The organism is Epilithonimonas bovis DSM 19482 (assembly GCF_900108115.1).
Classification (GTDB): Bacteria; Bacteroidota; Bacteroidia; order Flavobacteriales; family Weeksellaceae; genus Epilithonimonas; species Epilithonimonas bovis.
Genome location: NZ_FTPU01000040.1, coordinates 15,013 through 27,372 on the forward strand (window position 1 = coordinate 15,013; position 12,360 = coordinate 27,372).

11 protein-coding genes are annotated in these 12,360 nt (G+C 37.6%); 4 read left to right on the top strand and 7 right to left on the bottom strand.

Annotation, left to right across the window (positions count from 1 at the left end; translation table 11 throughout):
* Positions 1–107: 107 nt before the first annotated feature.
* On the bottom strand, positions 108–1,037 hold the full coding sequence (locus B0B05_RS13680; protein WP_076784179.1) for an SPFH domain-containing protein: 930 nt from the start codon (positions 1,035–1,037) through the stop codon (positions 108–110).
* 125 nt (positions 1,038–1,162) lie between these two features.
* On the opposite strand from B0B05_RS13680, the gene B0B05_RS13685 reads away from it, so the two are divergent.
* Positions 1,163–2,023, top strand: a complete 861-nt coding sequence (locus tag B0B05_RS13685; RefSeq protein ID WP_076784180.1) for a tyrosine-protein phosphatase — start codon at positions 1,163–1,165, stop codon at positions 2,021–2,023.
* A gap of 61 nt (positions 2,024–2,084) precedes the next feature.
* Here B0B05_RS13685 and B0B05_RS13690 read toward each other — a convergent pair whose 3' ends face one another.
* The 5 genes from B0B05_RS13690 to B0B05_RS13710 all read right to left on the bottom strand — a co-directional run bounded on the left by B0B05_RS13690 (position 2,085) and on the right by B0B05_RS13710 (position 7,621).
* Positions 2,085–3,278 carry a class I SAM-dependent methyltransferase gene (locus tag B0B05_RS13690; protein WP_076784181.1) on the bottom strand — a complete coding sequence of 398 codons (1,194 nt, stop codon included), beginning with the start codon at positions 3,276–3,278 and terminating at the stop codon, positions 2,085–2,087.
* 156 nt (positions 3,279–3,434) lie between these two features.
* Positions 3,435–4,832 carry an MFS transporter gene (locus tag B0B05_RS13695; protein ID WP_084173985.1) on the bottom strand — a complete coding sequence of 466 codons (1,398 nt, stop codon included), beginning with the start codon at positions 4,830–4,832 and terminating at the stop codon, positions 3,435–3,437.
* A gap of 45 nt (positions 4,833–4,877) precedes the next feature.
* Positions 4,878–5,936: an agmatine deiminase family protein gene (locus tag B0B05_RS13700; protein ID WP_076784182.1), complete on the bottom strand. Its 1,059-nt coding sequence runs from the start codon at positions 5,934–5,936 to the stop codon at positions 4,878–4,880.
* Between the two features lie 85 nt (positions 5,937–6,021).
* Entirely contained in the window at positions 6,022–6,756 is a 735-nt protein-coding gene (bla, locus tag B0B05_RS13705) for a BlaB/IND/MUS family subclass B1 metallo-beta-lactamase (RefSeq protein ID WP_076784183.1), read from the bottom strand.
* Complete coding sequence (locus B0B05_RS13710) at positions 6,746–7,621, bottom strand: carbon-nitrogen hydrolase (protein WP_076784184.1); 876 nt, start codon at positions 7,619–7,621, stop codon at positions 6,746–6,748. Before B0B05_RS13710 ends, bla begins: the two co-directional genes overlap by 11 nt.
* Positions 7,622–7,796: 175 nt before the next feature.
* Here B0B05_RS13710 and B0B05_RS13715 point away from each other — a divergent pair, with 175 nt between their 5' ends.
* Both B0B05_RS13715 and B0B05_RS13720 read left to right on the top strand, forming a co-directional pair.
* A complete protein-coding gene (locus B0B05_RS13715) occupies positions 7,797–8,210 on the top strand; it encodes an acyl-CoA thioesterase (RefSeq protein ID WP_076784189.1) in 414 nt (137 codons plus the stop codon).
* A gap of 82 nt (positions 8,211–8,292) precedes the next feature.
* Complete coding sequence (locus B0B05_RS13720) at positions 8,293–10,428, top strand: S46 family peptidase (RefSeq protein WP_076784185.1); 2,136 nt, start codon at positions 8,293–8,295, stop codon at positions 10,426–10,428.
* A gap of 60 nt (positions 10,429–10,488) precedes the next feature.
* Here the strand turns inward: B0B05_RS13720 and B0B05_RS13725 are convergent, their stop codons facing one another.
* Complete coding sequence (locus B0B05_RS13725) at positions 10,489–12,030, bottom strand: S41 family peptidase (protein ID WP_076784186.1); 1,542 nt, start codon at positions 12,028–12,030, stop codon at positions 10,489–10,491.
* Between the two features lie 103 nt (positions 12,031–12,133).
* Here B0B05_RS13725 and B0B05_RS13730 point away from each other — a divergent pair.
* On the top strand, positions 12,134–12,360 hold a 227-nt coding region (locus B0B05_RS13730), incomplete at its 3' end, for a DUF4372 domain-containing protein (protein ID WP_143746036.1).

Below are 12,360 nucleotides of genomic sequence, written 5' to 3' on the forward strand. Positions count from 1 at the left end.
TATCAATCAAAAAAAATCCGACTTCCCGGATTTTTTTGATTTCTGAGTTAAGGATAAGAATCCTTACTTTATTTAATTTTAAAATTTCAGGAATTTTCTAAGTTTATTTATAAAAAACCTTTGTTCTGCCTGTTCGGTGTAGGGTTGTCACCATCATCAATTTTCCTGGAAACCGCCATCGCTGCCACAAGATCATTAAGCATAGAACTGGCTGCAGTTGGCGTGTTTGGCAACAATACAAGGTTGGATCTGTTATTGGCACCAATGGACTGCAACGTATCATAATGCTGCGTCACAACAATCAGCGCAGACGCCTCATGCGGTTCTATTTGGACGCTATTGAGCATTTTTACAGATTCTTCCAGGCCTTTGGCAATTTCGCGTCGCTGGTCAGCAATACCTTGCCCTTGCAGTTTTTTGGACTCCGCCTCTGCTTTTGCTACGGCCACAATCCTGATGCGCTGCGCTTCTGACTCATATTCAGCGGCGGTTTTTTCACGTTCGGCTGCGTTGATTCTGTTCATGGCGTGTTTTACCTGCTCATCTGGATCAATATCTGTCACCAACGCTTTGATAATATCATAACCATAACTCTGCATGGCATCCTGCAGTTCGCCCTTTACAGCAATGGCAATATCATCTTTTTTTACAAAAACATCATCTAATTTCAATTTTGGCACTTCAGCCCTTACGACATCAAAAACATAGGAAGTAATCTGATCCTGAGGATTCTCCAAACGATAGTAAGCATCGCCCACTTGCGTTCTGATGACCTGGTACTGCACAGAAACCTTCATCTTGATAAAAACATTATCCAGTGTTTTGGTATCTATCATTACGTCCAGCTGCTGAATCCTGAGATTCATCCGCTTAGCAATCTGATCTATAAAAGGGATTTTTAACTGCAAACCAGCGTGCCTTACAGAATGGAACTTCCCCAGACGTTCTACCAACGCAGCCGTTTCCTGCTTCACGGTAAAAAATGACGCAAAAAGGACTATTAGTGCAAAAAAGACGATAACTCCAATAAAATACATAACTTATTATTTTTTCTAAAGATATTCGTTTTTGTTAAGAATAACAAACAATTTTAAGAAGTTGATTTATAAAATAATGTTCTCTAACAAAAAAATATTTAAGTTTGATAAAACGTTCTGATTATATGAAATATTTCTATTGCACGCTTTTATTACTCTTCATATCCTGCAAGACGTACACATCATCACATCCGGAATTTTCTACCTTTTCTGAAAATAATCAAATTGAGATCAAAAAAGTCAACAATTTCCGTTATCTGGGCGGCATCAAAAACACAGATGGCAAAATACTGAGAGACAGCCTAATCTACAGAAGCGCCAATCTGCACCAGCTGAGACGATCTTCTTATAAACAATTTGAACAACTGAAAATCTCTAAAATTATCGACTTGAGGACCAAGCAGGAGGCTGATAAAGAACCGGATCACCTGCCCAAAAATATATCTTACAGCATTTTTCCGGCTTTTGAAGATAAAAACGATGAAATGAAAAATGCTAAGAAACTGGCTCTGACAGGCAAAATAAATGCAAATGATGCTAACGAAAGAATGTTACGTTTTTACAAAGATTATGTGTCCGAGAATCCACATGTTATAAAGAAAATAATTACCGAGATCCTGAATACAGACCAACCTGTTCTCTACCATTGCACCGCCGGCAAAGACAGAACCGGTATTATTACAGCACTGATCCTCAAGATCCTAAAATTTGACAACAAGCTTATTTTTGATGAATATCTGGAATCTAACAACCTTAGAAAAAAAGTCATCGACAAAAGACTGAATCTTGCCAACACGCTGCATTTTATCTATCCAAAATTAGACTTGGGCGTGATAGAAAAAACCAGCTGGATCGAGCGGCAATACCTGCAGGCAGCTTTTGATGAGATTGATACCCAATATGGTTCTCTAGATCATTATATCCATCAGGTTTTGGGAATCTCTGAAAACGAAAGAGAGCATTACATCCAAAAATTTTTGAAATAACTACTTATCTAAAATCCCATAAGCACCACTTTAGCAATTTTGCTGAACTCAAAAATTAAAATTATACCGCTGATGATTGAGACCTTAAGATGACTTTTCCGTTGATGGATTGCGTGAAAATAAGATAGTCTTTTCCGCCATCCTTCAGTTTATATTTTTTCTTGATTTCTTCGGGTTTTAGCGGGTAATTTTTGGAAATGAGATTGTATTGGTCTCCTTTTTTCAGGTCTCCGGACTCTATTTTTTCTATTGCTAAAACTCTACCCGGGAAGTTCTCAACTCTGTCTTCTGAAGTATAGAAATGTGTATTGGGATGTAGTTTTTTTAACCCAAATTGTTCTGAAATGATGTTGAACGCACCTGCTTTCAGAATAGAATTGTTGGGAATGTAAAGGAAATTAAGACTTTCTGAGAATTCTGACTTTGCTGATTTTTCATCATTAAAGTTGAAAGAAAATTCGGGTTCATCAGATTCCAGATTGACACAGCGGATCTCAACATTATCTTTAGTTCTTTGTTCTTTATTCTCAATAATTAAAACCAATTCTTTCACTTCGTTTCTGACAGCAATGATCTGGATTTCGGTGATGTTTTGTAATTCAGAAATTAGATAAGAAATATCAATCAACGGTGACAGCTTAACGATAACTTTATCCGAAACTAACGTTAGTTTTTCCTCAATTTCCAGAAGATTTGGAGACAGGTCTTCCAGCAGAAACTTCTTTTTGTTCTGCTGATCTCTTCTCGCAGGATCCAGGTAAATGACATCAAAACTACTTTTTTTGTCAGTCTGAGCTTGCCGAAGACTTCCAAGAAAGTCTTCAAGATTTTCATTGATAAAATCGGCTTTACGACCCAAGATTTTCCAGTTATGTTTTACAATTTTTATCAGGTCAGGATTCTGTTCGATTAAAGTTACTTCATCAAAATTTCTGGATAAAAAATAAGCGTCAATCCCAAACCCACAGGTGAGATCGAGAAAGGATTTGCCTTTAAGATTTTGCGCTTTGTATTCTGACGTAGATTGCGATGAAGCCTGTTCCAGATTGAGATTGGGTGGAAAAACAGTACCGTCTTTCAATAAAAATGGAAATTTCTTTTCTGCGGTTTTTTTACCTTTAATCTGCTGAGCAATTTCCTGCATCGAAACATCAGAAAATGGTGATTTTTTAAGCAGTATTTTATTGATATCAGAATTAAGGTTTTGATTAATATAATATTGAATATCAGAAGAAATTAATTTTGAAAAATCCACAATTATTTAATTTTATTTTCAAGTGTAATTTAATTGCCCAACCTTTCCCAGTTTGAATTACTAAAAGGATTTTCGCTAAGTTTAAAGTTTTAATTGCATACAGCTGACTTATACTTTTTATTTAAATCAATGAATATCAATTGATTAATTGATTTTTTACACCGACCTCATATTTTCCCCGTCTTTGGAATGCAGCCTTCGGAAAACCAAACCCGAAAAGATTGTAATAGCACCCATAATCAGGAAAGTGTACCGGTATGCATTATGTGTCTCGTTATGAATCAGTTTGATATCACCCTCAAAAAGTTTGAGCACGATCAGCCCAAACGAAATCCCAAATCCAATTGCAAACTGCTGATTAACAGCAACCAGAGAGTTTCCGCTACTGGTATGGTAAGCCCTGAGATCAGCGATAGAAATGGTGTTCATACTGGTAAACTGGATGGAGTTAAAAAATCCCAACAGCAAAAGAATCGGGACATACCAATAGATAGAACTGTGAGCGCCCGGGATAGCCAGGCAACAGATCAGCACACCAATAATAAATGTATTAACCATGAGTGTAGACCGATAGCCAAAACGGTCCAGGATCTTGATAACTGCAGATTTGCCAAACATAGATGTCAGTGCCATTGGTGCTACAATCCACCCGGACACAAACGCCGACTGGCCATATGCAATCTGAATCATCAGCGGAATCAGTAACGGGATAGAACTGATCCCAAGTCTTGTGGCAAGATTCCCTAAAATCCCGACCCGAAAGGTGCGAACCTGAAAAAGATTGAGTGGAAAGATGGGATTTTTATCGCGCTGGGCATGCCTGTAATAGAAAAACAACATCAAGAAACCTAAAAGAAAAACTAACAGAACAGGTGTAATATTTTTGGCGTTGCCCATCAGTTCCAATGACATAGAAAGTAATACTGATGCCATTGCAAACATCAGAAAACCTTTGAGGTCAAAATCGATTACCATTGATTTGTAATTGGGCATATATCTGATGCTAAGGACGATTCCTAAAATACCAATTGGGATATTAATCAGAAAAATCCAGTGCCACGACAGATAATCTACCAGATAGCCACCGACTAAAGGCCCGAGGACAGGCCCTATAAGTGCCGGGACAATGGCATAATTCATCGCCTTTAAAAGCTCGTTTTTATCAAAAGTTTTGATAAGGGCCAGCTTACCAACCGGCGTCATAAGACTGCCGCCAATACCCTGCACCACTCTGGAAATCACCAGTTCTGTAAGATTTTGTGACAGCGAACAAAATAAAGAACCCAAAGAAAATACAACCAGTGAGGAGATAAAGATTTTTTTGGTCCCAAATTTATCCGCCAAAAAACCACTCACAGGCATAAAGAGCGCCAACGTTAAAACATAACTGATGATGGCGTTTTGCATATTAAGCGGCGACTCCTGCAGATCTCTTGCAATGGATGGCAACGATGTGTTGAGAATTGTAGAGTCCAGCATCTGCATAAAAATAGCAGTTGCTAAAATAAGTGGCAGAATTTTTTTTATCGAATCCGGGATTTGATTTTCACTCATATTAATTTGATTAAACAAAAAAAACTTGCATATTGGGGACTAATATTATACCAACGGTTCTTGCTGGCTCAGGCAGTGGAAACTTCCCAATCCCCAGATAATATCGGTAGAATCTATCCCAACCACTTCCCTATCAGGAAAACATTGTTGTATAATTTCCAAAGCCACAGCATCTTTGTCACATCTGTAAGTCGGAACAATCACCGATTTATTCGCAATGTAAAAATTAGCATAAGAAGCCGGCAAACGTTGCCCATCACAATAGACAGCATTCGGCATTGGTAATTGTATGATATTCAGTTTTTCACCGTTTAGTAAGGTCATTTCTTCTAATTGACGAAGATTGGTCTGAAGAATTTCGTAATTATCATCTTCGGGATCATCTTCTATAACTGTCAGAACTGTATTTTCATTGACGAAGCGGATGGTATCATCTACGTGTCCGTCTGTGTCATCACCAACAATGCCATCATCCACCCAAAGAACCTGTTTCTGCCCATAATATTTTTTCAAAAACGCTTCCACTTCTTCCTGCGAGAGATGTGGATTTCGGTTTTTGTTAAGCAGACAGGATTTAGATGTTAAGACAGTTCCAGCACCGTTAAATTCGACAGAACCACCTTCCATAATAATACCCGGATAAATAACCGGCAATCCTTTTTCTTCAGCAATTTTGGTCGGTATAACATCATCCAGTTCAAACGGCGGATATTTCCCTCCCCACGCATTGAAGCCCCAATCCACAATGATCTTCTGAGGTTCTTCTCCGTTCTTATTAATTAAAAAAGCAGGACCGTGATCTCGGCACCAGGCATCATTGGTTTCATTAAAATAGAATTCAACTTTTGAGATATCGGCACCAGCCTGGGAAATATATTCCATTGCAAAAGCCTGCATCTCCTGATCTTTCACGTTAATACAGACGAATTCGCCTTTGGTAAGTTCCGCAATAAATTGGGCGTAAGCTGGATAAATCAAGTCGATTCTCTCCGGCCAGGATTCTTCTTTATGAGGCCAAGATAACCAAGTTGCTTCGTGTTCTTCCCATTCTGCGGGGAATGTATAGTCAGAGAGTTTGAGAGTTTGAGAGTTATTATTGTTCATTTTGTTTGTTTCCAAAATTTTTAAGTTTGTTTTCAATTTCTTCGATGGTAACTTCAATGGAGTTTTGCAACAGTCTGTTGCAAAATTAATTATTTGAAAAATTTAACAAATATAATGTTCGCTCTAAATGCCCTTGCTTTTGCCAATCATCGTGTCCTGGAATAACTAACTTAATTTTAGGATACTTTTCTAAAATTTGATTAATAGAAGCTGGCCAAGCTTCGATATTTGCTTCACCTAAATAACCTAAATTGTCTGCTTGAGAACTTTTAACTAGACATCCTCCATCTAAAACTTCATAATCTGGAAACCATACTATAATATTGTCTTTTGTATGACCCTCTCCAACAAAATCAATTTTAAATTTTTCACCACCTATTTTATAGGTTTTTCCAATTTTTATAAATTGATTTGAAGTCGCTCTTTTATCATTCTTTAAATATTCATTTGTTTTTTGAGTTGCAAATGTTTTAATTCCTTTTTTGTTAAAAAAACTTAAATCACCAGCTCTATCTTCGTGTGAATGTGTTGCAAATACAGCTATTACTTTTTTGCTATGTTTTTGTTGAATACTATCAACCAAAACCTGATACTGCGATTTTTGCCAAGGAACATCAAATAAAACAACACCTTTTTTCGTCACTAAATATAATGCATTTGCAGAATATTCTTTTTCATTATAAATATTGTAGGTTTGATAAATATATAAGTGATTATTTAATTTTTCGATTTTAAGTGGTTTAATCTGAGCTGATATATTCGAAAAATAACATAGACTCAAAAAAACAAAAAAATGATTTTTAATACGATTAATCCTCATCAATAAAACGTTTGGTAATCGGCGAATAAGTTTCGATTCTTCTGTCTCTTAAGAAAGGCCAGTGCTTTCTCATATAGTCGGTTTGAGCAAGGTCTACTTCTGTTACCACAACTTCCTCTTTATCGTGAGAAGCTAAATACAACAATTTTCCTTGTGCATTGGTCACAAAACTACCGCCCCAGAATTTCATCGCGCCATCCTGTTCAAAACCTACTCTATTCACAGAAACTACAGGAACGCCGTTTGCAACTGCGTGTGAACGCTGAATCGTCTGCCAAGCGTTATATTGGTCTTGATTGGTTTCTTCGTCTTGGTCTGTTGCCCAACCAATCGCTGTTGGATAAAACATAATGTCTGCTCCCATCAATGCAGTAATTCTGGAAGCTTCCGGATACCACTGATCCCAACAGATCAAAACTCCAACTTTTCCAAATTTTGTCGGGAAGATTTTGTAACCTAAATCCCCAGGCGTGAAATAGAATTTTTCATAAAAAGCAGGATCATCAGGGATGTGCATTTTGCGGTATTTCCCCAAGTAAGTACCGTCTGCATCAATAACAGCAGTCGTATTATGATAAAGCCCTTGTGCCCTTTTCTCGAATAATGAAGCGATGATTACAACGCCCAATTCTTTAGCAACTGGCGACAAAGCATCTGTTGAAGGACCAGGAATTGGTTCCGCCAAATCAAAATTATCATAATCTTCTACATCACAAAAATATAATGATGTAAAAAGTTCTTGTAAACAAACGATTTGAGCACCTTTTGCAGCGGCTTCTTTTATTTTTTCAATGGCTTTGTTCAGGTTTGATTGCTTATCAGCAACACAAGACATCTGAACTGTACCTATTTTAACTTTTGACATTTAATCTAAATTTTTTACAAAAATACTAAGATTATAGCGAATCAAAAATTCATCCAAAAAAATAAACTTCGTTACAGAAAATTAATTCTGTTATTCATATTTTCTATGGTAGGTGGAGCATAATATATTGATATAATTTTATCTTTGTAACAAATTAAAATGCTATAGAATTATGATGAATTATCATACCAGAAAATGGATCAAACCAGAAGACCTCAACCCTAATCATTCTCTTTTTGGAGGCAGGCTTTTGCAATGGATTGACGAGGAGGCTGCTTTATACGCCATTATCCAGCTGGAAAACTCGAGAACAGTAACCAAATATATCTCCGAAATCAACTTTGTAAGCTCGGCCAAGCAGGGCGATATTATAGAAATCGGAATTGAAGCGGTTGAATTTGGAAAATCCTCGTTGACATTACGATGCGAAGTCAGAAACAAAATGACACATCAGATTATCATCACTATTGATAAATTAGTTTTTGTAGGCTTAGATGAAAACGGAAATCCAAAACCTCACGGCAAAACAAAAATTGAATATGTGGAAGACCGTCTGCATGTTAAAAATTCAACGCCGGAGTTTGAGTAATTATTTAAGGTTTTGTCAAAGGATATCACCATTACACGTTTCTAAAAAATTAATTAAATTCGTGAAATTTTAAAAATTTAAAATGAAAAAAATTCTCTTATCAGCATTTGCGTTATCAGCTGTGATGACATTGGCCCAACAGTATGGTGGAATGTGGATCCCGACAGAAGTGAATGAAAAAGAAATGAAAGAACTGGGAATGAAAATCTCTGCCAAAGATATTTTTGACCCTAATAAAGCGAGTATAAAAGATGCTGTGGTACAGTTTGACGGTGGTTGTACTGCCGAGATTATATCACCAAAAGGCCTTTTGCTTACCAATCACCATTGCGGTTATGATAATATCCAATCCCACTCTACAGTAGACAATGACCTTTTAACCAACGGCTTTTGGGCAAAAGATATGAATGGAGAATTACCAAATCCTGGCGTAACGGTTGATTTCATCACTGATATCAAAGAAGTTACTGGTCAAATCCTGTCCGGTACTCAGGGTCTTTCCGGGAAAGAATTAGATGCTAAAATCAAACAAAACACAGATGCATACATCACTTCACAAAAACCGGAAAGTTACCAGAAAATCTCTGTAAAACCGATGTATTATGGGAATAAATATTATGCTTATGTCATAGAAACTTATAAAGATATCCGCCTTGTGGGCGCACCGCCATCTGCCATTGGCAAATACGGCTCTGACACTGATAACTGGGTTTGGCCAAGGCATACAGGTGACTTCTCGATGTTTAGGATCTATGCAGATAAGAATAACAAACCTGCAGAATATTCTAAAGACAATATACCATACACACCAAAACACTTCCTGCCAATTTCTATCAAGGATAAGAAAGAGGATGATTTCACTTTTGTTTTCGGATTCCCGGGAAGAACAACGGAATATCTTCCTGCTGTAGCCGTTGAAAAAATAATGACGGAGATTGATCCAGCAATGATTTCGGTTCGTGATGTCACTTTGAAAACCCTTGACGAAAAGATGAGAGTGGACAATGCGACAAGGATTAAATATGCTTCTAAATATGCAAGAATCTCCAACGCGTGGAAAAAATGGCAGGGTGAAATAGAAGGATTAAAAAAATCCAATGCCGTTGGCAAAAAGCAACAGTATGAGCAAATGCTTATTGCTAAAAACCCGGCAATCAAAACAACTGTTGACAACCTCAACAGGCTTTATCAGGAGCAGGCACCTTATGCTCTGAACAGAGCTTATTATTCAGAGCTGCCCAGAAATTCTGAAACACTGGCTTTGGCAAGTCTTTTTGGAAGTTACGTAGAAGCCGTGGAAAATGGCACTTCTTCTCAAAAGTCGCTGGATAATTTGAAATCAAGGCTATCCGAAATCTATAAAGATTACGAAAGCGGTCTGGATGCCAAAGTGACGGCTAAAGTCCTCGCACTTTATGCCAACAAAACACCACAGCAGTTTTTACCTTCTGGTTTTGATAACTACAAAGATGCCGGACAAAATACTGTAACGGTAGAGAACTGGGCAAAAAATTCTGTAATCACTGGTGGTGGCACTGTGAATGGCGCTACAGTTTACTCGGATATCAATAAAGTATTCGCGGATCAGAATACTTTGGTTAAGGCTCTTAAAAATGATCCTTTGATCCAGCTTTATGCCAATCTCAAAAACACTTATGTTAAAACTACACAAGACAAAGTAACGGCATACCAGACCGAAATTGATGCACTGCAAAAAACATTTATGGCGCAGCAGATGGAAACCGACAAGGAAAGGAAATTTTTCCCTGATGCCAACTCTACGCTGCGTGTGACCTACGGAAAAGTGAAGGGATCTAACCCGAGAGATGCCGTGACTTATGGCTACCAAACCCATCTTGCCGGTGTGATAGAAAAATATATTCCCGGCGATTATGAATTCAATGTTCCGCAAAAGCTTATCAGTCTTTACAATACCAAAGATTATGGCGTCTACAAAGATAAATCCGGTGATGTCCCTGTCAACTTTACAGCGACCAACCATACAACAGGCGGTAACTCCGGAAGCCCGGCTCTGGATGCGTACGGAAACCTGATTGGCCTTAATTTCGACAGACAGTGGGAAGGCACCATGAGTGACATCAATTATGACCCAAAACTTTGCCGAAATATTATGGTGGATACCAAGTATATCCTGTTTGTAATTGATAAATATGCAGATGCCAAATGGCTTCTTAATGAGATGAAAATCATTAAGTAATCCTGATTACATATAAAATTGACAACGTGGACCTTCAAGAAGGGTTCACGTTTTTTATGATTAATTATTTTTGATAACGGTATTACGGAAAATAATATCATCCAAAACCCACTTCAGAGTTTTATCATCCGAAGTTTTCAGATTCTCAAAATCAGGATCAACGTAAAAATCCGGCGTCACACCTCGGCTCTTATTTTCAAAAGTGATATTGGGGCGGATCAGGAAAAGTCCGATAGGCAAGGTCAGTTTTGAGTTAGGAAGCGTTACCGTATTATTGACGCCTGCCACTGTGCCGTCATTAGCACCACCGGTTTCCTCACCAATAATTAATGCTCTTTTTTCAAACTTAAGCTTGGCAGCAATGATGGAAGATGCCGAAAAACTGGCACCGTTAACCAGTACATACAAAGATCCTTTGAAAGCATTTTTTTGAGGTTTTGCAAGCCTCGAATTAAAATCCCGGAAGTAGTAATGCTGCTCTTTTTTGGTCGACAGAAAAAAATTACCTACCAGAAAAAACGGGTAACCGGCGGCAGTCAATACCGCAGAAAAAGCATTTTGTCCTCGAAAATAATTCTGGGACATCCCGGAAGTCCTGGATGTCATCTCAGGTGCTTTTATCAGCCGAAATTCTTTATCCGCAAGATAAGAATACAGCGTATTAATCTCAGAAAGAGAACCGCCAAGGTTATCTCTGATATCCAAAATCAGGTAATCTGAGTTGGCATTCTTTATTTTTTGAAATGATGTTTTATAGAACTTTTTAGCATAATTGGCTGAGAACGATTTGATCCTTATATAGGCAATACTGCTGTCTGCATTAATAAATTTGAAATCCCTGTTGTAGGTATTCGCCTTTGGATTAAAGTCCTTAACTTTCTGCAATTCAGAAATTTTAGGTTTTTCTTCTTCTTTTTTCAGGTCGTTATCAGACTTTTTTGTTCTGATAATTTTGATGTTGGAGATCGTGTTATCTTTCTTTACCAGCAGGCTCGCACTGTCCAGGTAGCCTTTTTCCAAAGTATAAAAATTGAAAAATGTAAGATTGATAAAATACTTTTGGAAGGTTTTATTTTTACCGTCCGAGCTGTAAAGCCTGTTGTATTTTTCTATCAGGTCAGCCACATAATCTTCATTAATTTTCAAAATCTCCGAGCCCGGCAATATATTACCGATATGATATTTATTTTCTGTTACAAACAGCCGGTTACCCAACACTTTGTAATCCATCTGTGCGAACAGCGGATTTTTCTTTTTAAGTGCCTTTTCCTCAGCCTTAGAATATCTTTTCGGGTAAGAACGCAGGCGAAGATGCCCTTCTCTAATACTCGCAATAACCGGTGCCAGCACAAAATAAAATTCGTTGGGTGTTAACGGTTTCTGTATCGTAGTTTTGAGGCTGTCAAATTTATAATCCAGATCTTCTTTAGAAACGTACCAGTACAGATTGGGATGGTAGCGCTTTAGCTTCTGATAACTAAAATCCACATCGGCACGCAATTTCTCAGCAGGGATTTTCTCAGCCATAAACCGGTTGCTTTTTTTAACCGACTGGCAGGCAGACAAAGAGACCAACAATAAAACAAATAGAAATCGAATCATATTTTATAAAAATAATCACTACTAACCGACAAAAAAAATATAAGGAGCCATCTGTTCAGGTAGCTCCTTTTTTCATATTTTAGTTTTACTACACACTAAAAATATGAGCCATAAAAATACAGAAAAGAATTTAGTCGGTCAGCCAATTTTCAAACAAATATTGCAATTTATCCCCCGCAACAAGTTTGATTTATTGGTTAACAAGCATCAATCAGACCGATATTATAAAACATTTGATTCGTGGACGCATTTGATGACGATGCTTTTCGGCATATTCAGCCGATGCGATTCTATGGGTGAAATATGCGATGGGATGCAAGGTTTGGCAGG

What these genes read in the sequence shown, in the direction of transcription:
- B0B05_RS13720 (WP_076784185.1), top strand. Translation starts at nt 8,293, where the DNA reads ATGAAAAAAATTCTCTTATCAGCATTTGCGTTATCAGCTGTGATGACA.
- bla (WP_076784183.1), bottom strand. Translation starts at nt 6,756, where the DNA reads ATGAGGATTAATCGTATTAAAAATCATTTTTTTGTTTTTTTGAGTCTA.
- B0B05_RS13695 (WP_084173985.1), bottom strand. Translation starts at nt 4,832, where the DNA reads ATGAGTGAAAATCAAATCCCGGATTCGATAAAAAAAATTCTGCCACTT.
- B0B05_RS13725 (WP_076784186.1), bottom strand. Translation starts at nt 12,030, where the DNA reads ATGATTCGATTTCTATTTGTTTTATTGTTGGTCTCTTTGTCTGCCTGC.
- B0B05_RS13710 (WP_076784184.1), bottom strand. Translation starts at nt 7,621, where the DNA reads ATGTCAAAAGTTAAAATAGGTACAGTTCAGATGTCTTGTGTTGCTGAT.
- B0B05_RS13685 (WP_076784180.1), top strand. Translation starts at nt 1,163, where the DNA reads ATGAAATATTTCTATTGCACGCTTTTATTACTCTTCATATCCTGCAAG.
- B0B05_RS13680 (WP_076784179.1), bottom strand. Translation starts at nt 1,037, where the DNA reads ATGTATTTTATTGGAGTTATCGTCTTTTTTGCACTAATAGTCCTTTTT.
- B0B05_RS13700 (WP_076784182.1), bottom strand. Translation starts at nt 5,936, where the DNA reads ATGAACAATAATAACTCTCAAACTCTCAAACTCTCTGACTATACATTC.
- B0B05_RS13715 (WP_076784189.1), top strand. Translation starts at nt 7,797, where the DNA reads ATGAATTATCATACCAGAAAATGGATCAAACCAGAAGACCTCAACCCT.